Below are 20,409 nucleotides of genomic sequence, written 5' to 3' on the forward strand. Positions count from 1 at the left end.
CTCGAGTCTGTATGTATAGACTACGGGGCGTCATCATGCAGAAAGATTCCAGGCACCCCATTGACTGGGTCAGAGTCGCCTTGAAGCTGGCAGAAGAAAAATCCGAATGGTTTTTAAGGCGGGCTGCTGTTGCTATTCAGTCGCTCAACCGGCTGCGTAACATCGCCAGAGCTGCATTACCGGTCAGGGCATTCTGTTCCTTACTGGCCTTCTCGCCGAATCCTGTATATTCCAGGTCTTCCTGTGGCAGTTCGTCGAGGAAACGACTGGGTGTGGTATCAATGATTTCACCGTACTGCTTTCGCTGCCCTGCCAGCGTCATGGTCAAAGTCTTTCTGGCGCGGGTGATGCCGACGTAAGTCAGTCGTCGTTCTTCTTCAATATTGTCTTCTTCAATGCTGGTACGGTGGGGCAGAAGGTCCTCTTCCATACCCATCATGAATACATAGGGGTACTCAAGCCCCTTGGAAGCATGAAGCGTTAACAGTTGTACCTTGTCGTTATCTTCTTCCTCTTCCTGCCGTTCCATCATATCTCTGAGAATCAGTCGGGCGATGGCATCTTCAACCGTAGCATCTTCGTCGCCTCTTTCGAGAGTCTGTTGCAGTGAGTCAATCAGGAACCAGACATTGCCCATGCGTTTCTCTGCCCCTGCAGGCGTTGCTGTGGTCTGCATCAGCCAGTTTTCATAGTCGCAGTCGTTAATCATTTCACGGATAGCGGCAATGGGGTCTTCATCGGTCTGGCAGCGGCGGGATACCGAATCCAGCCACTGGGTAAAGTTGCGTAGCTTCTCGACATACTTGGGCGACAGGTCTTCCTGAAGACCCATTTCCTGCGAAGCAGCGTACAAACTCAGGTTGTGAGTACCGGCGTAATTGCCCAGTTTTTCCAACGTAGCAGGGCCTATCTCCCGACGGGGGATGTTGACAACACGCAGGAAGGCGTTGTCATCATCCTGATTCACCAGCAGTCGGAGATAAGCCATCATGTCTTTGACTTCAGCGCGGGCGAAGAATGAAGTGCCGCCATTGATGCGGTAAGGAATTTGATGATGCTGAAGCTTCATTTCCAGCAAGCGAGACTGGAAGTTGCCTCGATACAGCACCGCGTAATCTTTCCAGTGGGTACCGTTTTTTAGTTTCTGGGTCAGTATTTCGGTAGCAATGCGTTCACATTCCATCTCGTCATTACGGCATCGAATAACCCGAATAGTCTCCCCCATGCCCAGTTCGCTCCACAGCGTTTTTTCAAACACGTGGGGATTATTGGCAATCAGGGTATTGGCCGCTTTCAGGATACGGCTGGTGGAGCGGTAATTCTGTTCGAGCTTGATAACTCTTAACGAAGGATAATCGTCCTTGAGCAGTGCCAGGTTTTCAGGACGGGCACCACGCCAGGCGTAAATGGACTGATCATCGTCACCTACCACGGTGAGTTTGCCCCGGTCTCCTACCAGTCGACTGATCAACTCATACTGAGCACCATTGGTATCCTGATATTCGTCGACCAGCACATAGTGGGTTTTGTTCTGCCAGCGCTCCAGAACTTCCGGATGCTCACGGAACAACATGACCGGTTGCAGAATCAAATCATCAAAATCGACCGCATTAAAGGCTTTTAACGTGCGGTTATAATGTTCATAAACCCGAGCAGCGAGTTGCTCGTTGGGCTGACGGGCATTGGCCATGGCCTGTGGGGGCAGAATCAGGTCATTCTTCCAGTTGGAGATCATGTGCTGGACGGCATCAACGCTCTCTTCGTCTGATCCCATTTCCCGCTGCATCAATTCGCCTATCAGAGCGTGGGCATCCTGGGCATCAAAAATGGAAAAGCCCGGCTTGTATCCCAGCGTCTTGCATTCCTTGCGGATCAGGTTGAGCCCCAGGTTGTGAAAGGTTGAAACCGTCAAACCGTAGGAGGCCCTGCCCTTGACCAGTTTGCCGACACGCTCTTTCATTTCCCGTGCGGCCTTGTTGGTGAAGGTCACGGCAATGATATTGCGGGCATTGATACCACATTCCTGAATCAGGTAAGCGATTTTGGTGGTGATCACACTGGTTTTGCCACTGCCCGCACCGGCCAGAACCAGCAAAGGGGTATCAATGTATTTGACGGCTTCGGCCTGTCGGTCGTTGAGTCTGTGCACGGGGGGTCGCTTTGGTGTTGTGTCTTGAGCTGAGAGGATCAGTATATCAGGAATCTGGCTGTACCGTTGTCTGTTTTAAAATTGACATAAAGGCTCTCTGGCACCATTCTGGTCACAGGATCAATATAACAATGACAAAAATTCAAGTGGTTTTTGAGCCTATGAAATTTCGTTTTATTTTCAGTGTGCTGTCACTGCTGTCAGTCTCTTTAACTGCTCAGGGTACTTTTTCTATTGTTGCCGTTGACCCTGTTACCAGAGAAGTTGGGGCTGCCGGGGCAACCTGTTCTCCTCTAAGCGCCTTCCAGCGTACGGAAACCGATTTTTTATCACGACTGCATCCGGGCAAAGGTGTCATCGTCAGCCAGGCTTTTTACCACGAAGTCAATCAGCAAAATGCCAGCAAAAAGATGGATGAGGGTATGAGTCCCGAGCAAATCATTCGCTGGCTAAAGGCCAATGACGTGGATCAATTCCCATCCGCCCGGCAGTACGGCATTGTCGATTTTGATGCTGCCAATCATCCACGGTCTGCTGCTTTTACGGGAGAAGATGTCTTTATTGCAGATGGACATCGTACGGGAAACCATTATGTGATTCTGGGAAATTCTCTATTACATGAAGCAGTATTGGATAATATGGAAGATAGTTTTAACGGTACCCAGGGCAGTCTGGCTGATAAACTCATGGCCGCCATACAGGGCGCTAATTTTGCTGGTGCCGATCGCCGCTGTTCTTCTAAAGGGGTTTCCTCATTATTCTCTTTTTTGGTGGTTGCCCGACCTGATGACACCGAAGAGAACTACTACGTCGATTTGGGCGTAGCGTCCGTTCCCGCAGGTGTCGATCCGATCAATGAGCTTCAGGCTCAGTTTGACAAATGGAAAGCATCTATTTCCGGGAAGCAGGTGCATCAAGACCTTTGATATCCTCCCCGTCGTAAAAATATTCTGCTTCCCATGCTTCATCGTGGGAACGAATCAATCACGTTCCCACAGACCAGCGAGTTTTGAGTGCTTCAGGAGTGCTTCCACTTCTGGGTTCTGTTCAATAGCAATTTACCCAACGTCATATGAGCTATCTTGACGCAGGCTGCGGTTGCCAGAATCAAAACCGCCATGGCTGCGGCCGGGCCTGTTTGTCCGGCATCTTCCATATTCATTACAGAAACGGAAGCCAGCATAGTATCCGTGGAGTAAAGGAAAACAACAGCCGACGTGGTGGTCAGGGCGTTGACGAAAAGGTAGATCGCTATATCCAGCAAAGCAGGCGTGCAGACCGGCAGGGATACTTTCAGGAAAGCTTTATACTGTGGAATCTTGAGTGATGCGGCTACCTGTTCGATCTCGGCGGGTAACTTCTTCAGAGCGGTCAATGCCGTCAGGTGCCCGACAGTGAAATAGTGGGCCACGGTGTTGATAACCAGAATAGCCATGGTTCCATAGAGTATACCCAGCGGATTACCGGCCTGATTAAAGAAGAAGATATAACCCAGACCCAGCACCATACCGGGTACTGCCATCGGCAACATGGCCATAATGTGGATAAAGTGCCTTAGTATGGGGGGTAACTTACTTTTTTCCACATTGTAAGCGGTAATGAAAATAATCAGGGTTCCGGCAATAGCCGTATAGAACGCCATTTCCAGAGAGTTGAAATAGGGTTCCCAGCCATTGGCACTGAACCTTTCAAACTGATAGTTGTTCCAGGATAGCTCCATATTCCAGGGCCAGAAAGTGACCAATGAGCCATAAATCGCCATGCCCACCACGGCCAAAATGGCCAGAGAGACCAGGCTACAGAGCAGGAAGAAAATGCTGTCCTTCACGGGGTTTCGCTCGGGCTGGAAATTGACTGAGCGAGCGCCAAACAATTCCTTCTGTTTTTTCTGCACTCTGTGATCAATCACAAAAGCCAATAGAGCGGGTATCAGCAAAAGCACACTGATGACAGCGCCCATGGCAAAGTTCTGCTGACCGGCGACCTGTTTATAGATGTCGGTAGCCAGTACGTTATATTGGCCACCAATCACTTTCGGGACACCAAAGTCGGTTACGACCAGGGTGAATACGACAGTGACCGTGCTGATCAAACCAAACTTGGCAGCTGGAAGCGTGACTGTTGTAAACGTTCTGAATGGAGAGGTACCCATGGAGCGAGCTGCTTCATAGAGTCTGGCGTCGGATGTTGAAAGCGCCGTGGTAAGAATTAGCAGTGCATGGGGAAAGGTCCAGAAAGCCAGACCCATAACAATACCGGGCAGACCATAAATAGAGTGACCAAACAGCAGGTCTACAGCCACCCCCTGATTACCAAACAGATAAATCATACTGATGGCAGGCAATAGGGAAGGTGCCAGTATGGGTAACATGCCCATTACTTTGAAGAGCGGTTTCAAAGGCATCTGGGTTCGTGTCAGTCCGTAAGCAAACAGGAATGACAAGCTAACGACTATTGTCGTAACAATAACACCGACTTTCAGCGTGTTGCCAATGGAATGACTCAGGGCCGGGTTGCCAAGATACTCAGCAAAGTAACTCAGACCAATAAACGTCCCACTGCTGTCCTGAACGCTTCTTGCCAGCATGGCCAGGAGTGGCAGAAGCAGTGAAATGATCAGATAGAGAGCAACCGCTCCGATGACCAGCCCAAGAATCCATTGATCCCTGCTGATGGCTGGCAGCAGAGGCTTCCGGCCCAGTGCTGGAGAGTTTGCATCCGCTGGGGTGTGTGTAGATAGACTCATATTTAAAGCGGGCTCATCATGCTGCAGGGAAGACATGGATATGTTTTTCACTCAGGGACAACCGATTCTGGCTCCCCGGTTCCAGCTTAAGGCCAGCCAGCTGGTGGACAGGTACATCGACTTTAATCAGTCGCTCACTGCTCCAGCCAACAGGGCTGCACTCTGCACGAACAAAGGAGCCCTGAAACTCCAGACTTTCAACACTGACTGGCAAAGCAGACTGACCTTCACTGAAGCTCAGGTCTTCCGGACGAATCCCCAGAATCACTTTTCTCGTTGTTGACTCAGTCACTGGCAGAGAGAGTGGCTGGTTGGCCAGTACGACCTGATTCTTTTTGTTGGTATCACCTTCCAGAAAGTTCATGGCGCCAACAAATTCAGCAACGAAGCGAGAGGCTGGCTGTTTGTAAATTTCTTCCGGTGTGCCTATCTGTTCTATGTTTCCGTGATTCATCACCACGATGCGATCAGCCATAGCCATGGCTTCTTCCTGGTCATGGGTCACCATAATGGTGGTAATGCCCAGTTTTCTTTGCAGCTTACAGATCGTTTCCCGCAACTTGATTCTGACTTTGGCATCCAGGGCCGAGAGGGGTTCATCGAGCAACAACAACCCCGGAGAGAGTGCCAGAGCCCTTGCCAGTGCTACACGCTGTTGTTGACCGCCAGAAAGCTGAGAGGGAAATTTGAGGCCGGAATCCTGCAGGCCGATAATATCCAGCCATTGGTTCACGCTGTCCTCAACTTCACGTTTGGATTGACCCTGGTTTTTCAAACCAAAACCGATATTTTCTGAAACACTCAGGTTGGGGAACAGGGCATAGGATTGAAAGACAATGCCGAAGTCTCTTTGTTCAGGTGGGAGTGCTGTTATGTTGGTGCCATCCTGCCAGATCTCTCCCTGTTTACAGGCTTCCAATCCGGCAATCATTCTCAACAGCGTCGTCTTTCCGCAACCCGAGGGGCCGAGAAAACAGATGAATTCACCCTTATTAACGGACAGGGAAATCTCTTTGAGAGCGGTGAAATCGCCGAAGCGTTTCCCCAGGTTTTCGATGGTGAGAAAGGGTTTCATAGCGTTAACTTCCTAAAGCTCCAAACCTGAAAAGCCGTTTATTCCCGTTGGGGAATAAACGGCACTTTCTGTGTAACTAGTGTGATATCACGACTTGGGTTCGGACATATGATCGAAACGCTTGGACCACTCAGCAAGTACAGTCTCACGCTCACTGGCCATTTCACCAAAGTCCAGATCCACCATGGCGCTTTCTACATCTGGATAGTTAGGTACTTCTTTACGGACGTCTTTGTGACCGACAACGGGGTAAGCCTCTACATAATGCTCATTCGCTTCCTGGCTGAGAGACCAGTCGATCAGTTTTTTTCCAGCTGCAGCCTTGTCGGTACCTGCAACCAGACCCACTGACTCCACATCCCAGCCAATGCCACCTTTTGGCAGAATCAGATCCAGTGGCGCGCCCTGGCTTTTCAGTTGAGCTCCACGAACTGCCATGGAAATACCAATAGCCACTTCACCCATGGCAGCCTGAACACAGGGCTTGGAACCTGAGTGAGTGTATTGGGACATGTTGTTGTTCAGCTTATCCATATAGGCCCAGCCTTTGTCTTCACCCATGCTCTGCAGCCAGGCGGAAACCTGCATATAGCCAGTGCCGGAAGAGGCCGGGTTAGGCATGGCAATCTGGCCCTGATAGACCGGATCAAGCAGGTCTTGCCAGGATTGAGGCTTGGGCAGTTTTTTGGCTGCGGCTACCGCTTCGTTGTAGCAAATGACATTGAAATAGGCCTGGTTGCCAAACCAGGCTTTAGCGGCATCAGGATCAACCAGCTGAGTCTTGATTTGATCCAGACCTCTGGGCTTGTAGGTGCCCAGTACGCCTTCGTCCTTCAGCAGTGCCATGCTGGAACCGGCCAGACCCCATACGACGTCTGCCCTGCTGTTATCTTTTTCTGCCAGCAGTTTAGCGGTCATGATACCGGTAGAGTCCCGTACCCATTTGATGCTGATATCGGGATTATCCTGCTCAAAGGCTTTCTTGTAGCGATTCAGAATGTCGGTCTCAAAAGCAGTATAAACCGTCAATTCCACAGGAGATGCAGCGAAAGATGAAGCGCTGAAAATTGAAGTTGTTGCCAGGGTCAGGGCTGTCAGGTGTTTTTTCATGGAGCTCTCTCCAGTCGGATAATCATTTTGTTCTGGCTAAGACCAGAAGGGATATCGCGATTCTACGAGAGAGAAATGACTAAAATATTACAGATCTTTTTCGACTCTGTGACAGCTTCCTGCAACATGGCCAACTCCTGGTCGTCGGAGGCTGTGCAATCAGGCGGCGGTTCGGCAGAGTGCCCAGAACCAGGGCGGGGTCTTTGGCACCATTATTACGGTGGCGGGGATTGGGGCTGCTGCGCTGCTTTAGTCGCCGGGCAGCCAGTCGTCATCTGTGATCTGTTCAAAGGTCCATGGGCATTGGCCGGGAAAGCTTTTTTTGCTCAGCTTCTGGCTTTCACTGCGAGCGTAATTGTTCATCTGCTTAACTGCTTGCCGACAAGCATCGGAATATGCACCCGCCAATAACTCCACGATCATGGGCTGTAAATGAGGGTGTTTTGAAATTTGCTTTTCAATCGCTGCTCTGGAATTGTAGATACTTGGCATCCACGTCTGGACAACCTTATCCTCTACCCACAAATCTTTCAGAATGCGTTTCTGATAATCGTATTTGAGAAGATGTAAAACCAATACCGATAAATGAGACTCAAGAGTATCTCTGGTACTGCCCATTTCGTACTCCATCGCCTCCAACAGATTGTCAATGTCGAGTTTGTGAAATTGTCGCTGAGCCAGCAGCTCCCGTTGCTGGCTTAGCCAGGCGGTGTAGTCGGTTTTGTATAAATCAGTCATCATCAGCCTCCGGCAGCCAGCCATCTTCCATGATTTCGTCATAGGTCCATGGGCACTCAGACGGGAAAGCGTCGGGTCTGCACTGCATCTCGTTGGCAGCAAGCTTTCGGGCGTACTGATAGGCTTTTGGCAAAATCTCGTCCAGTTTACTATTGAGAGCGGGATTTTCTTCAAGCTCATGCTCAATGGCAATACGTTGTTTACTGATACTGGTTGACCAGCTTCGGAACCATTGATCCATCTCATGCAAATCATTTTTTTTACGCTGCATCTGCCATTTAAGCGAGTGCATGAGTAATTGAGACAAACGGCTCTGTACTGAACGATAACGGGCTCTACCCATGTCCTCAACTTCCTCGACCAGGTTGTCCATATCAAGTTCATCGAAACGGCCTTGCCTGATAAGCTCGGCTTGTCGATAAGACCATGTGTAGAAATCAGTGTCATACAAGTTTTCCATAAATCACCTCCATTGCCCTACCACTGTAGGCAAATAACATAGGGGAATCAAAATGAATTGCTAAAGCACAGATGCTTTTGCCGGGGCTTTGCCCGTGGTTTTGGGCTGGTCAATTTGGTCATTGATGCCAGGGAGAACCGTCAATATCGCAAAGAAATGATGGGTTTGCTGAAAGATTTATCGAATGAGCGTAAAACCCCGTACTTTAATAGGGTGTCGCAAAACTCTGGTTCCCACGGACCAGCACGGGAACGAGTTTTTGGAGTTGTGCGACACCCTCTTTACGACAGGGAGGATGTCAAAGGATGTTTTCAATATTCTTTTCTGCAATGCCGGGAGCCAGGGTCATGCCCTTGCCACCGATGGCCGTGAGAAAATGAATTTTGTCGTCTATATCATCCTGGTAGTAGTGATCGGTTTTACTCTGGCAATAATAACCTGCCCAATATTCCGCGATATCCCAGCAAGGAAGCTCAACAATGTTTCTGGCTTCTGTCAGCATCCGTTCATTGATGGATTGATTCATTGTGAAGGAGAGTTTCTCTGCCTCGCGGGCATCGGCGTACTCGTGTGAGTCGCCAATGATGATGGACCCGTCAAGCTCCTGTTTGAACAGAATATGTATCCCGTACTTATCCAGCTCTGAGTCTTTTTCTCCGGCACTCCAGGAAGGCAAGTTGCGAAAGCTCTCATAGCGTCTGATAGTCCTGCCCGAAAGCAAATTGCCATTGAGACTGACGCTCTTCAGTGGTTTGGTACGCATCATTTGGAGCTTGACCAGCTCAATATCACTGTTGAGAAAGCGTGATGGAAACAGGGTTTTGAAATCATGCCCGTTACAGACTATCGCTTTTGAAGCCCGGTATTGCTCACCAGCTGAATCCATACTGATGACTTCATCCTGCCCGGTTTCCATGCTGATGATTTGGGTGTTGGGTCGGTATTCAACGGTGTATTCCTGCTGAATAAACTCAATGATGCGGTAAATCAGTTGCAGGGGGTTAACACTGAATTCCTCCGGGAAGTACAAGGCACCTTTTGCATAACTTTTCTTGACGGCAGGATTGGCACGTATAACCTCGTCAATACTTAGCAGTGATGAAGGGTAGCCCGTTTGCTGATTTCGTTGGTGTAGCTCTTGCAACATGGCCAACTCCTGGTCATCGGAGGCTATATACCAGCTGCCATTTCTTCGGGCTGAAATATCAAACTGATCTTGCAGGGTCTGATAAATGCTCAGAGAGTCCAGGGCGGTCGGCAGCAGGTCTGCTGTCATGCCGGATGGAACAACCATGCCAAAGTTTCTGACGGTGGCCTGTACCGGTTGACTGTCTTTTTCAACCAGCAGTACCTTATACCCCCGCTTCGCAGCAGCGAAGGCGTGAAAAGTGCCAAGAATACCTGCACCGACAACCATTAAATCGTATTTCAAAGGTGTCTCCCTGTGTTCAAATGTGCTTAAGGATATCGGCCAGGCTGTCGAGCACCAGCGTTGGAGCGGCTGTTGCCAGTTGCTCCCGGGTCTGGGCGCCTGTAGTCACGCCAACCGTGATACCGCAGTGGGCGTTTTTTCCTTCCTCGATGTCAATGGCTGAATCTCCGGCTTTAAGTACCTGTGAACTGTCGTGAATACCGGTTTTCTCCATGGCCAGCTCAATCATGTCCGGTGCTGGTCTGCCGTTTGTTACATCATCCGCAGTGATCAGGGTGTCGAATTCGACCCCGGGCAGCCAGTTCATCTTTTTCAGCAGGCCTGTTGCTACCTGTCGGCTATAGCCGGTGTTGAGTGCGACCTTGATGCCTCTTGCCCGCAGCTCTTTCAAAAGTTCGGGGACGCCGTCAAAAGAGGTGACTGCCAGTTCTTCATAGGCCCGTGTCAGTTGTTTTTTAAAGGACTGGAAGATTTGTTCCGAGTCCGAGTGGTCAAAGCCTTTGGACGACAGGGTATCTTTTATGGCCTGATGCTTCTCTTTGCCTGCGCCATGCTCAAGGACTTCGTCCAGAGTGAAATCGTAGCCTGCGTCGACAAGGCTCTTCTGAACGGTTTTGTAAACGACGTTGTGTTCATTGACCGTGGTACCAGCCATATCAAAAACCGCGAGTTGAATTTTGTTCATTGTGACCTCTTCTCATTTTTCAGATTCGGAAATTAAAGGGTTTGGACGTTCAGTAAGAAAATGGCTCATACCATTGGCACCAGCAGGTATTAATGACTCTCAAGTCATGGGGCTCACAGTGGTGTCAGCGGCTATAACCACCGCATCCTGCCGCCAATACTCAAAGTCACAGTCAATCAAGACATTCGATTGATCGTAGTTTGTTCGCTCAACCAACAAACCGGAACTGCCCGTGGTGACCTTGAGGTGCAAAGAAGCCTCGGCATTCAGGCCTACCGGGTACAACCTGAAACTGACCCGGGCATACTGGCGGTTATAATGCTCCTGATAGATATCGGAGAGTGATCGAGACAGATCATGCTTGAGCAGATCCGGGAAGTAGGCAGGGTTCATGTAATTTTCAACGTAGAGGACATTTCGCCCATCCACTGAACGAAGGCGTTGCAGCCGATACACAGGGGTCAGAGCTGGGATCTGAAGTAGCTTTTGAACCCTGGGCGGTGCTGGAACCCGTTCAGCATGGATCATCCGGGTACCGGGTACTCTGCCCTGGCGGGTAACGATGGTATGAAAGTTAGCATTCACCGTAGGGTCATAGGTCACTCTTTGCGGAGAAACAAACCAGCCTCTGCGATCTTCTCGATAGACCAGTCCGTCGGCTTCCAGTGATGACAATGACTCTCTGAGAGTAATGCGGGTGGTACCGAATTTTTCACTCAGCAATCGCTCCGAGGGTAGCTTGCTTCCCGGTTTTAATGCCCCGCTTTCTATCTGCTCGTTCAGGGCCGTGCGAATGATTTGATACTGATTTTTTCCCTGTCCCATAAATACTATTCTCTAAGGGTCAATGGATTTTCAACTGGTATAGACCATACTAAACGACTTTTATGACAATTAAATGATCGCTTTTATGACAATTAACTATTTGCTTGACTGACGTTGGGGGAGCTCTTTTAGCTGTTGTTTCCAGACTGGTATGAATGTGAAATTTTTATGAAGAGTGGTCGCTGGGTATTTACAGAAAAAAGTGTCTCCATCATGATTTTGTACCAATTGGTATATACCAGACGATTGAAATTTCTGTTTCTACAGGTGTCTCATTAAAGTCATGTCTACAAAAGAAGTGCCCACTGTGAAAGAAAAGAGCCTGGAAAATCCTTATCTTCTGTTGACTCCGGGACCCCTCTCAACCTCTGCCAGTGTCCGAGAAGCGATGCTGCGTGACTGGTGTACCTGGGACGATGATTACAACCTTGGCGTGGTTGAAGAGATCCGCAGTCAGCTGATTAAACTGGCCTCGGATACTGATGACTACACCGCCGTTCTCATGCAGGGTAGTGGTACTGCTTCGGTAGAAGCAACCGTCGGGTCGGTTATCTCTGATGAAGGGAAATTACTGGTCATTAACAATGGGGCTTACGGTGCCCGTATTGCCCGGATTGCCGAGTATCTGAATATTCCCCACAGTGTTCTGAATTGTGGTGAGATTAATCCGCCGACGCCGGGGGAAATTGATCAGGTACTCTCTGAAGATAAAGCCATCACTCATGTCGCCATTGTTCATTGTGAAACCACAACAGGCATGCTGAACCCTGTTGAAGCAGTCGCACAGGTGGTGAAGAAACACGACTGTATTCTGATTATTGATGCCATGAGCAGCTTCGGCGGTGTGCCGATTGACCTTGCCGGGCTGGGTATTGATTTTCTGATCAGCTCTGCCAACAAGTGTATTCAGGGCGTACCCGGTTTTGGCTTTGTTATAGCTCGTCGTACTCTTTTGTCCCAATGCAAAGGCCTGGCCCGCTCTCTGTCTCTGGACCTCTATGATCAGTGGCAATGCATGGAAAAGAATCACGGTAAGTGGCGTTTTACTTCCCCCACCCACACCGTAAGGGCTTTCCATCAAGCCCTGGCAGAGTTGATTGAAGAGGGGGGCATTGCTGCCCGTCACAAGCGCTACGCCAGCAATCAGCGTTTGCTCGTCCAGGGTATGAGTGAGCTGGGCTTCCGGTGCCTGTTAGACACTGAACTGCACTCTCCGTTTATAACTTCATTTTACTCCCCCGAGCACCCCGATTATGAATTCCTCCGCTTTTATGAGCAGCTGAAAGGGAAAGGTTTCGTCATTTATCCCGGTAAAGTCTCTGATGCTGACTGTTTCAGAATTGGCAATATCGGGGAAGTGTATCCGGAAGACATCAGCCGATTGATTAAAGCCGTTTCCGAAAGCATGTACTGGCAGGAACAGTAATACTGTCAGGGTGTGAACCTGAAAGTAAGCGCTGACTGATAGATGATCTGCCTGAGCCGCTGAGCTGATAGCCAGAGATTGAAAAAACAGCTTCATAACAAAGAGAGGTTATCGGTTAACCTGGTTCACGATCCAGCTTTCTGTAATGCACCGCTTCAGCAAGATGCTTCTGTTGAATGTCTTTGTCCTCATCAATATCCGCCAGAGTTCGGGCCACTCTCAGTATTCGGTGTACGGCTCTGGCTGAGTAACCCAGTTTGTCACACAGCCGGGTCATAAAATCCTGTTCTTGCTTATTCAGTGAACAGTATTCATCCATCTCGCTGGCAGACAATCGGGCGTTGGGTTTCCCCTGCCTGTGCTGCTGGATAGACCTTGCCTGAATCACCTGTTGACGTATTTTTTCAGTTGACAGGTTTTCATCTTCGGGCGGGTTTTCAAAAAGTCGCTCCGTTTTCTGACTGGAAACCTCTATCTGTAAATCAATGCGATCCAGTAAAGGACCTGACAGTTTTCGTTTGTAACGTCTGACCTGCTCGGCAGAACACTGGCAGGCTTTCTGTGGATCGCCAAGATATCCACAGGGGCAGGGGTTCATAGCGGCAATTAACTGAAAGCCGGCAGGGAAGCTGGCCTGACCTTTGGCCCTGGAAATAACCACTTCCCGGGTTTCCAGGGGCTCTCTCAGTACTTCCAGGGCTACCTTTTGAAACTCCGGCAGTTCATCCAGAAACAGGACACCATTGTGAGCAAAGGAAATCTCTCCTGGTCGGGGCTGACTGCCACCACCCACCAGGGCGACGGCTGAAGCGGTATGATGGGGGTTGCGAAAGGGTCGCTGCTTCCATGAAGGGGGCTGGCTGTAGGAAGACAAAGTATGTATGGCGGCCACTTCCAGAGCTTCCTGGTCATTCATCTCGGGAAGAATCCCGGGCAGGCGACTGGCCAGCATGGTTTTGCCGGTTCCCGGAGGACCGTAGAAAATCAGATGGTGAGCACCAGCGGCCGCCGTCATCAAACCTCGTTTAGCCTGTTGTTGCCCCTTTACATCCAGCAGGTCGGGATAATCGACAGGGGATTCATTCCTGTTGCAGGTGGCTTCTGTAAGATGTTGATTACCGGTGAGATGAGCGCAGACGCCCAGCAGGTTTTCTGCTCCCAACACTCTGGCATCAGGGCAAAGGGCTGCCGCTTGTGCATTCATTTGGGGAAGCAGCAGTGTGTGAGCCGATTGGCTGCAGGCTATGGATGCTGGCAGTGAGCCGGTGATCGGTCTCAGCGCGCCTGAGAGGGCCAGTTCACCAAGAAACTCGTAACCTTCCAGAGACTCAGGTTTGAGCTGGCCCGATGCCGCCAGAATACCCAGAGCGATAGGCAGATCAAAGCGACCGCCTTCTTTGGGAAGATCAGCGGGTGCCAGATTAACGGTAATACGGGAAACCGGAAACTCAAAGCCACTGTTGAGGATGGCACTTCTTACCCTGTCTTTGCTTTCACGAACAGCAGCTTCCGGAAGACCGACCATATTCAGGGCTGGCAGACCTGCCGACAAATGCACTTCAACCGATACCGCAGGCGCATCCAGCCCGGTTTTGGCGCGGGTTTGAACAACAGCTAGCCGCGACATAAACACTCCCTTCTTTTTGTGCTTGTTTTTGTTGTTTTGGCACACCGGAATGGAATGCCTTTGCAAAGCTGAAGGGTTGAGAATAGCAGTGATTCAGAGATTTGCTGGCAGAATTGCCCGGCCAGCAGGCTGGCCGGTGCAGAGGTCAGTTAATGATTTTCCAGGAACCGTCTTCCTGCAGGCAAGCCTGACCCCAGGCATCCTCAGTTTGACCACCTACTGTAATGGACTGTTGAAATTCACGGCAAACCAGACCGCTGGAGGCACTTTTGCCTTCTTTGGTAGTAACAACATAGCCGGAGGCATCGCCTTCATCCCAGATGATTTTTTCACCGACAGGCGCTGTAGTGGCTTTGATCTGTGCTTCTTCGTGAGCACGCTGCGCCGCTTCATTGATGTTGTCGAGAATTTTCAGCGTGATGGCCGTAAACGCCAGCCATTTGTAGGCATCGTTGTCATCGTGGTAATGGCCATAGCCGTAGTATGAGTTACCATAGTTTCTTACCACGACAATATTGTTTCTGATCACCCTTTTTCTAGGGGCTACAACGACCAGGTTGTTCTTAATGACCTTTGGGCCATCCCAGCCATTATGACGGTGGTCTTGACGATCATCTCTTCTGTCTTCTCTGTTATCCTGGCGGTCGTCTCGACGCTCTTCACGATTATCCTGACGGTCGTCATGACGTTCTTCGCGATTGTCCTGACGGTCGTCTCGACGCTCTTCACGATTATCCTGACGGTCGTCACGGCGCTCTTCACGTATTTCATCCCGATCATTATTGCCCGGGCTTGCATGGACCATTGTTGAGACCGGTGAAAAAGTGGTGAGTAAAACTAAAAACGTAAACAGTCGTTTTATCATATGGGTTCTCTCCAGAGAGGTCTGAAGCTCAATGGCTCCAGACCCGGAAGCTTAGTCGTTCAGCTGCCACTTCTCGGTTGTCTGTTATCAGGCAGACTTACCCATCAGCAGAACACTGGCCTGAACGCGTCCGGTTCCTTCGGTGTCGTAATAGAATCTTACTTTTTCAATGGCCCTTGCTTTGCCGGGCAGGTCAATGACGCGGGAGCTACCGCCTTTTCTGACTTTGCTGCGGATGGCTACTTCACGGCTCTGACCGTTCTCGTAGTGAACAATCACTTTGTCGAAATCCACGTCTGCACCTTTGACCTTGAACTGCAGACGCTTGAAAGCACCGTCTCTCAGACCAACACGGATGGTGTCTACTTCTGCACGACGACTGACTTTCTTTTCGCCCAGAAGCTCCCAGCCAGCCGCAGATGCAGTCTGTGCAAAGCCAGACATCACCATGGTCATCAGCAGAGTAAACATTGAAAGTGCGCGTTTCATAGTGATTGTTCTCCTGAAATTTTCACTATTTGTCCTTGAGGCCATCCTGTCTTTGTAGGGATATGGCCATTGCTACCAAATGGAGTTGAGGCAGTCATCTTAATTTGTAGAGCAATGCTATAGCGAAGAAAGTAGTATCTCTATAGGGATAACTACCGAGGGGGATAATTTTGATTTCAAGTTAACTTATTGATTTGAATTATTTTTTTATACAATGAAAAGTGTCAGTGAAGAGTAAAATCTGGCAGTGCGTGGGGCAGCCGTTCTCAGGGCAAGAACGGCCAATGACATCAGCAGCAACCGTCGGACGATCCAGCTTTTTCCAATTCGGCCACTTTCTTTTCGAGGGCTTCCAGTCTTTCACGGGTATGCTTCAGAACCGCGACCTGGGCATCAAACTCGTCACGGGTGACCAGTTCAAATTTGGCCAGAGCACTGCTCACCATTGCCTTGATGTTGTGCTCAATATCTTCCCGGGTCTGGCTTTTCTGCCCACCCAGAACCTGTCCTGCTTTGCCGGCAATACTACCGATAAGGGAGGCTTTATCGATCATCGATTATTCCTGCAATTGCTGTGATTTAAAACCGGCAGTGATGATACCACAAGCAGCTATTTCGCCGTGTCTGCTTTTATGTGCTAAATTGTTGGTTAATTCATGAACATTGACTTGGTGAACTCATGGATTTGGCTTATGCCAAAGACTCAAATCAAACTTGTATCTGCCCTCGGCTGGTTCTCTCTGTTCGTAAGCCTTATCCTCTCAAACAGTGTCAGCGCAGCGGGTAACAGAGACGACGCCTACGCCACGCCAACCGAAGATTTCTCGGTGCACGCAATCAAACATGGTTATAGCCTGACCGATGCACGACGGTTGCATAATGAGTGGAGCTTGAGCAAGTTTCTAAATATTACCGAATCGGGTGCTTACTCTTATTTGCACTTGGGTGAGTTTCTTCCGCAAGCCATGATTTACCATGATGGAGGGGTGGTCAGGCTTAATGAAAATGCCAGGAAATCAATTGCTGAAATCGCACTCAAAAAAGACGGCGAATCCACTACATTCGAGCAAGTGATCCTGGATAAGCATTCACCGGTTCAGGGCGTTCTGGTTGTCAAAAACGGCGAAATTGTCTACCAGCAATACCCCGGCATTAGAGAGAACGACCGCCATGTGTGGATGTCGAATTTAAAACTGATCGTCGGCACGCTCATCGCTTTGCTGGAAGAGGAAGGGCGTATTGATCTACAGAAAACCGTGGCAGACTATCTACCCAAAGCAAAAAGTACAGCTTGGGGGAAAGTGAAACTATTTGATGTGTTGAATATGCAGTCGGGCCTCAATTTAGAGGAAAGTCCCGCAACACGTAGCGGTGATACCCCTTACAACGCCTTTGTGAGAGCAGAGGTTGGTTTGCCCGCTGATGACGGAAAAGTTTACACCCACGACGATGCCTTATTCGCGATTCCTTATCTGAAAAAGCCGGGCACGGCTTTTGAGTATTCATCCGCTAATACACAGATGTTGGGTTTGGTAATTGAGGAAATCACACAAAAAAGATTGGCAGAGGTTGTTGCTGAGCGGATTTGGTCCAAAGCGAGCATGGCGGGCGATGCAACAGTTGGTTTAAGTCCGCAGGGTAATGCCATTATTCATGGCCTGGTCAGCTCTCGTTTAGATGATATGGCACGTTTTGGCATGTTGTTTACCCCGAGTTAGAAGAAGCTTTGCGATAGACGCATTGTTTCAGAAAAAATGCTGAAACGTATGCAAACATCAGGAGAACGCGATAACTATTTGAAAGGCGCACTTGGGCCCAGGCTGGCAGAAGAGTTCAGAGATGCACCACTATTTAATAGTTATCAGTGGGATGCTGTATTCGCTGATAGTGACCTCTATAAGAGTGGTATGAATGGCCAGGGCTTATATGTGTCACCTTCCAGAGATAATGTAGTAGTCTGGTTTGCTACCGACTTTACGGAAATTCCGATGGAAGCTTTCAGCCGAAGAGTCAGCCTGTACCTGGATTAGAGTAATTTAAAAGTCTACTGTCGTTATGTTTAAGTTTCTGTCATCGTGTTTAAGCCTGATTCTCTGCCTGTCAGGTTATTGTGACGACAATGAGCTGGCAAAAAAATTAACCAACCCTGTCGCTGATTTGATCAGTGTGCCCGTGCAAGCCAATTATGATACGGGCTTTGGTCCTCAAGACGGGCACAGAGTAACTGTTAATATACAGCCTGTTATACCCATCGAGATGAATGATAATTGGAATATCGTGTCCAGAACCATTCTACCTTTGATCGAACAAAATGATGTGGCAGGTAACAGCGGTTCGCAATCGGGTACTTCTCTCCTGCACCCAAAAAGGCTGGACATATACGCTACAATCCGAAAGCACTTACGATTGGGAGAATAGTCAATGGAATATTCCAGTAAATGCTGTGCTGTCAAAAGTAGTTCGCATAGGCCAGCTACCGGTGAGCTTTGCAGCTGGTGTGCGTTACTGGGCTGATGCGCCAGAACAGGGCGCTGAAGGTTGGGGGTTCCGCTTTGCGGTTACGGCGATGTTCCCCAAGTAGCTAGCCAGGCTTTGTATGAGAGACAGAGGCTGATCCATTGCATCAGAAGAGTGCGCGATTTAAGTGCGAGAATTGTTAGAGATGGGCTTTGTTGGTGCATGAAATTTAACAAGTGAACGGAAATGGGCCTTTTTTACTCTAAAGACCCGTTTATCAGGTTATTTTCAAAATTTGGCACATTGTCTGCATGTAAGCCACCAAACTCAGTTGGAATCTAGATCAGCTGAATATTCAGGGCTGGGAGCGCGGATCACAATAACAATGTCCGGATTTTCCCTGTTGGCCAACAGGATTCACTCAGGAGAGCTTTTATGAAGTTGGTATCAGCCATCATTAAGCCATTCAAACTGGACGACGTGCGAGAGGCTTTGTCCGAGATTGGTGTTCAGGGTATCACTGTCACCGAAGTTAAGGGGTTCGGTCGACAGAAAGGACATACTGAGCTTTATCGTGGAGCTGAATATGTGGTTGATTTTCTGCCCAAGGTTAAGCTGGAGGTCGGCATTGCAGATGACTTGCTGGATCAGGTGATCGAAGCCATTTCTTCAGCTGCCAACACAGGAAAGATTGGTGACGGGAAGATCTTCGTTACTAATCTGGAGCAGGCGATTCGGATCAGAACTAACGAAACTGGCGAAGACGCTGTTTGATGTGCAGAGCAGCAAGAGACCATAGTCAGGAAATTGATGGTTCTCAGGGTGCATGCACAACAATAAAAAAACTTCGTCGTTTGTTGCAGATACACTAAAAGCACCAGACGACATTCGCAAGAATAAAAATAGCTAATGTGGAAACAGTTTCCGAGTTGAGGAGACTGTTTTCAGGGCACAAATGCCGTAGCAAAAGACTACTTATCTGCTGAACTTTTTTGGGAGGAGCCCTGTGGAAAATCTGGCTCAAGTGTCGTACGCACTCGATACTTTCTACTTTCTGATGTCCGGTGCGCTGGTAATGTGGATGGCAGCCGGTTTTGCCATGCTCGAAGCCGGTCTGGTCCGTTCTAAAAACACCGTTGAAATTCTAACAAAGAATATCGCCCTGTTTGCGATTGCCTCTACCATGTACCTGCTCTGTGGTTACGCCATTATGTACCCTGGAACCAATGAAGGCGGTATCCTGCCGGTCCTTGGCTCTTTGATTGGTACTGAAAACACGGTTGCAGCGGTAACTGCGGGTGGTGATGATGCGCCATACTACTCTGTACGTTCAGACTTCTTCTTCCAGGTGGTCTTTGTAGCGACTGCAATGTCGATCGTTTCCGGTGCGGTTGCAGAGCGCATGAAACTCTGGTCTTTCCTGCTGTTTGCGGTCTTCATGACTGGCTTCATCTATCCCGTTCAGGGCTTCTGGAAATGGGGCGGTGGATTCCTGAACGAAGCTAACTTCCAGGACTTCGCAGGTTCCGGTGTTGTGCACATGGCTGGTGCTGCTGCCGCTCTGGCAGGTGTGCTGCTTCTGGGTGCACGCAAAGGCAAGTACGGTAAAGACGGTGCTGTTAATGCGATCCCCGGTGCCAACCTGCCACTCGCTACTCTGGGTACCTTTATTCTGTGGCTGGGATGGTTCGGTTTCAATGGTGGTTCTCAGCTGAAACTGTCTGATGTTGAAAGTGCGAACGCTGTCGCCCAGATCTTTGTCAACACTAACGCTGGTGCTGCTGGTGGTGTCATTGCTGCTCTGATCATAGCCCGTGTCCTGTTCGGTAAGGCTGATCTGACTATGGCTCTGAACGGTGCTCTGGCCGGTCTGGTATCCATTACCGCTGAGCCGCTGACACCAACCGCAGTATCTGCGACTCTGATCGGTGGCGTTGGTGGTTCTCTGGTTGTTCTGGCCATCCTGGCACTGGATAAACTGCGCATCGACGATCCAGTGGGTGCCATTTCAGTACACGGTGTTGTAGGTATCTGGGGTCTGCTGGCAGTACCGCTGACCAACGACGGTGCAACTTTCGGCGCCCAGCTGTTGGGTATCGGTTCAATCTTCGCCTGGGTATTCCTCTCTTCCCTGATCGTCTGGGCTGCTATCAAGCAGATACTTGGTCTGCGTATTACTGAAGAAGAAGAGTATGAAGGTGCTGACCTGACCGAATGTGGTATGGAAGCTTATCCCGAGTTTATGGGTAAACAGTGATAAGATGCAGGTGATTAAAAAAAGCTGTCGCCGTGTGTGTTGATACTTCCATAACGTGACATAAAACG

General features: G+C 49.5%; 20 protein-coding genes. 7 read left to right on the forward strand and 13 right to left on the reverse strand.

Annotated elements, in window-relative coordinates; all coding sequences use genetic code 11:
• Window positions 1–136: 136 nt before the first annotated feature.
• Window positions 137–2,149, reverse strand: coding sequence for a DNA helicase Rep (gene rep / locus ACOJUN_RS11385; protein ID WP_422136722.1), 2,013 nt, complete (start codon window positions 2,147–2,149; stop codon window positions 137–139).
• A gap of 131 nt (window positions 2,150–2,280) precedes the next feature.
• On the opposite strand from rep, the gene ACOJUN_RS11390 reads away from it, so the two are divergent.
• On the forward strand, window positions 2,281–3,075 hold the full coding sequence (locus ACOJUN_RS11390; protein ID WP_422136723.1) for a DUF1028 domain-containing protein: 795 nt from the start codon (window positions 2,281–2,283) through the stop codon (window positions 3,073–3,075).
• 92 nt (window positions 3,076–3,167) lie between these two features.
• Here ACOJUN_RS11390 and ACOJUN_RS11395 read toward each other — a convergent pair whose 3' ends face one another.
• From ACOJUN_RS11395 to phnR, 8 genes are all read right to left on the reverse strand, one after another.
• Window positions 3,168–4,931 carry a putative 2-aminoethylphosphonate ABC transporter permease subunit gene (locus tag ACOJUN_RS11395; RefSeq protein WP_422136724.1) on the reverse strand — a complete coding sequence of 588 codons (1,764 nt, stop codon included), beginning with the start codon at window positions 4,929–4,931 and terminating at the stop codon, window positions 3,168–3,170.
• The gene (locus tag ACOJUN_RS11400; RefSeq protein WP_422136725.1) at window positions 4,912–5,970 is read right to left on the reverse strand and encodes a putative 2-aminoethylphosphonate ABC transporter ATP-binding protein; all 1,059 of its coding nucleotides are present in this window, start codon (window positions 5,968–5,970) and stop codon (window positions 4,912–4,914) included. The genes ACOJUN_RS11395 and ACOJUN_RS11400 overlap by 20 nt, the downstream gene beginning before the upstream one ends.
• A gap of 87 nt (window positions 5,971–6,057) precedes the next feature.
• Window positions 6,058–7,080 (reverse strand): putative 2-aminoethylphosphonate ABC transporter substrate-binding protein, encoded by a 1,023-nt coding sequence (locus ACOJUN_RS11405; RefSeq protein ID WP_422136726.1) that lies wholly within the window; start codon window positions 7,078–7,080, stop codon window positions 6,058–6,060.
• 249 nt (window positions 7,081–7,329) lie between these two features.
• On the reverse strand, window positions 7,330–7,821 hold the full coding sequence (locus ACOJUN_RS11410) for a DUF29 domain-containing protein (RefSeq protein ID WP_422136727.1): 492 nt from the start codon (window positions 7,819–7,821) through the stop codon (window positions 7,330–7,332).
• Entirely contained in the window at window positions 7,811–8,278 is a 468-nt protein-coding gene (locus ACOJUN_RS11415; protein ID WP_422136728.1) for a DUF29 domain-containing protein, read from the reverse strand. Before ACOJUN_RS11415 ends, ACOJUN_RS11410 begins: the two co-directional genes overlap by 11 nt.
• Before the next feature lie 298 nt (window positions 8,279–8,576).
• Window positions 8,577–9,710 (reverse strand): TIGR03364 family FAD-dependent oxidoreductase, encoded by a 1,134-nt coding sequence (locus tag ACOJUN_RS11420; RefSeq protein ID WP_422136729.1) that lies wholly within the window; start codon window positions 9,708–9,710, stop codon window positions 8,577–8,579.
• 16 nt (window positions 9,711–9,726) lie between these two features.
• Complete coding sequence (locus ACOJUN_RS11425; protein ID WP_422136730.1) at window positions 9,727–10,395, reverse strand: phosphonatase-like hydrolase; 669 nt, start codon at window positions 10,393–10,395, stop codon at window positions 9,727–9,729.
• A gap of 99 nt (window positions 10,396–10,494) precedes the next feature.
• Entirely contained in the window at window positions 10,495–11,220 is a 726-nt protein-coding gene (gene phnR / locus ACOJUN_RS11430; protein ID WP_422136731.1) for a phosphonate utilization transcriptional regulator PhnR, read from the reverse strand.
• A 283-nt stretch (window positions 11,221–11,503) separates the two neighbouring features.
• Here phnR and phnW point away from each other — a divergent pair, with 283 nt between their 5' ends.
• On the forward strand, window positions 11,504–12,646 hold the full coding sequence (phnW, locus tag ACOJUN_RS11435; protein ID WP_422136732.1) for a 2-aminoethylphosphonate--pyruvate transaminase: 1,143 nt from the start codon (window positions 11,504–11,506) through the stop codon (window positions 12,644–12,646).
• Between the two features lie 115 nt (window positions 12,647–12,761).
• On the opposite strand, the gene ACOJUN_RS11440 is transcribed toward phnW, so the two are convergent.
• The 4 genes from ACOJUN_RS11440 to ACOJUN_RS11455 all read right to left on the reverse strand — a co-directional run bounded on the left by ACOJUN_RS11440 (window position 12,762) and on the right by ACOJUN_RS11455 (window position 16,181).
• The gene (locus ACOJUN_RS11440; RefSeq protein WP_422136733.1) at window positions 12,762–14,273 is read right to left on the reverse strand and encodes a YifB family Mg chelatase-like AAA ATPase; all 1,512 of its coding nucleotides are present in this window, start codon (window positions 14,271–14,273) and stop codon (window positions 12,762–12,764) included.
• 145 nt (window positions 14,274–14,418) lie between these two features.
• Window positions 14,419–15,138 carry a hypothetical protein gene (locus tag ACOJUN_RS11445; RefSeq protein ID WP_422136734.1) on the reverse strand — a complete coding sequence of 240 codons (720 nt, stop codon included), beginning with the start codon at window positions 15,136–15,138 and terminating at the stop codon, window positions 14,419–14,421.
• Window positions 15,139–15,225: 87 nt separating this feature from the next.
• Window positions 15,226–15,627 carry a hypothetical protein gene (locus tag ACOJUN_RS11450; protein ID WP_422136735.1) on the reverse strand — a complete coding sequence of 134 codons (402 nt, stop codon included), beginning with the start codon at window positions 15,625–15,627 and terminating at the stop codon, window positions 15,226–15,228.
• A gap of 290 nt (window positions 15,628–15,917) precedes the next feature.
• The gene (locus ACOJUN_RS11455; protein ID WP_422136736.1) at window positions 15,918–16,181 is read right to left on the reverse strand and encodes an accessory factor UbiK family protein; all 264 of its coding nucleotides are present in this window, start codon (window positions 16,179–16,181) and stop codon (window positions 15,918–15,920) included.
• 138 nt (window positions 16,182–16,319) lie between these two features.
• Between ACOJUN_RS11455 and ACOJUN_RS11460 the strand changes: the two genes are divergently transcribed.
• The 5 genes from ACOJUN_RS11460 (at window position 16,320) to ACOJUN_RS11480 (ending at window position 20,341) form a co-directional block, all read left to right on the forward strand.
• Window positions 16,320–17,345, forward strand: coding sequence for a serine hydrolase domain-containing protein (locus tag ACOJUN_RS11460; RefSeq protein ID WP_422136737.1), 1,026 nt, complete (start codon window positions 16,320–16,322; stop codon window positions 17,343–17,345).
• Window positions 17,346–17,393: 48 nt separating this feature from the next.
• A complete protein-coding gene (locus ACOJUN_RS11465) occupies window positions 17,394–17,657 on the forward strand; it encodes a hypothetical protein (RefSeq protein ID WP_422136738.1) in 264 nt (87 codons plus the stop codon).
• A gap of 25 nt (window positions 17,658–17,682) precedes the next feature.
• The gene (locus ACOJUN_RS11470) at window positions 17,683–18,045 is read left to right on the forward strand and encodes a hypothetical protein (protein WP_422136739.1); all 363 of its coding nucleotides are present in this window, start codon (window positions 17,683–17,685) and stop codon (window positions 18,043–18,045) included.
• A 474-nt stretch (window positions 18,046–18,519) separates the two neighbouring features.
• The gene (gene glnK / locus ACOJUN_RS11475; protein ID WP_422136740.1) at window positions 18,520–18,858 is read left to right on the forward strand and encodes a P-II family nitrogen regulator; all 339 of its coding nucleotides are present in this window, start codon (window positions 18,520–18,522) and stop codon (window positions 18,856–18,858) included.
• Between the two features lie 232 nt (window positions 18,859–19,090).
• Window positions 19,091–20,341, forward strand: coding sequence for an ammonium transporter (locus ACOJUN_RS11480; protein ID WP_422136741.1), 1,251 nt, complete (start codon window positions 19,091–19,093; stop codon window positions 20,339–20,341).
• Window positions 20,342–20,409 lie beyond the last annotated feature (68 nt).

The organism is Endozoicomonas sp. ALD040, assembly GCF_049275945.1.
Lineage (GTDB): Bacteria > Pseudomonadota > Gammaproteobacteria > Pseudomonadales > Endozoicomonadaceae > Endozoicomonas_A.